The organism is Streptomyces sp. NPDC055287, assembly GCF_053646035.1.
This window is the reverse complement of record NZ_JBSHNE010000139.1, coordinates 1-1,197: the sequence shown is the minus strand read 5'-3', so window position 1 is coordinate 1,197 and position 1,197 is coordinate 1. Positions and strand designations below refer to the sequence as shown.

1 rRNA gene is annotated in these 1,197 nt (G+C 54.9%); it reads left to right on the top strand.

Annotated features, from left to right (window positions below):
* Positions 1-1,197: ribosomal RNA gene (locus ACWIHY_RS40385) — 16S ribosomal RNA — on the top strand; the annotation flags it as partial.

Below are 1,197 nucleotides of genomic sequence, written 5' to 3'. Positions count from 1 at the left end.
ATGCAAGTCGAGCGGACAGATGGGAGCTTGCTCCCTGATGTTAGCGGCGGACGGGTGAGTAACACGTGGGTAACCTGCCTGTAAGACTGGGATAACTCCGGGAAACCGGGGCTAATACCGGATGGTTGTTTGAACCGCATGGTTCAAACATAAAAGGTGGCTTCGGCTACCACTTACAGATGGACCCGCGGCGCATTAGCTAGTTGGTGAGGTAACGGCTCACCAAGGCAACGATGCGTAGCCGACCTGAGAGGGTGATCGGCCACACTGGGACTGAGACACGGCCCAGACTCCTACGGGAGGCAGCAGTAGGGAATCTTCCGCAATGGACGAAAGTCTGACGGAGCAACGCCGCGTGAGTGATGAAGGTTTTCGGATCGTAAAGCTCTGTTGTTAGGGAAGAACAAGTACCGTTCAAATAGGGCGGTACCTTGACGGTACCTAACCAGAAAGCCACGGCTAACTACGTGCCAGCAGCCGCGGTAATACGTAGGTGGCAAGCGTTGTCCGGAATTATTGGGCGTAAAGGGCTCGCAGGCGGTTTCTTAAGTCTGATGTGAAAGCCCCCGGCTCAACCGGGGAGGGTCATTGGAAACTGGGGAACTTGAGTGCAGAAGAGGAGAGTGGAATTCCACGTGTAGCGGTGAAATGCGTAGAGATGTGGAGGAACACCAGTGGCGAAGGCGACTCTCTGGTCTGTAACTGACGCTGAGGAGCGAAAGCGTGGGGAGCGAACAGGATTAGATACCCTGGTAGTCCACGCCGTAAACGATGAGTGCTAAGTGTTAGGGGGTTTCCGCCCCTTAGTGCTGCAGCTAACGCATTAAGCACTCCGCCTGGGGAGTACGGTCGCAAGACTGAAACTCAAAGGAATTGACGGGGGCCCGCACAAGCGGTGGAGCATGTGGTTTAATTCGAAGCAACGCGAAGAACCTTACCAGGTCTTGACATCCTCTGACAATCCTAGAGATAGGACGTCCCCTTCGGGGGCAGAGTGACAGGTGGTGCATGGTTGTCGTCAGCTCGTGTCGTGAGATGTTGGGTTAAGTCCCGCAACGAGCGCAACCCTTGATCTTAGTTGCCAGCATTCAGTTGGGCACTCTAAGGTGACTGCCGGTGACAAACCGGAGGAAGGTGGGGATGACGTCAAATCATCATGCCCCTTATGACCTGGGCTACACACGTGCTACAATGGAC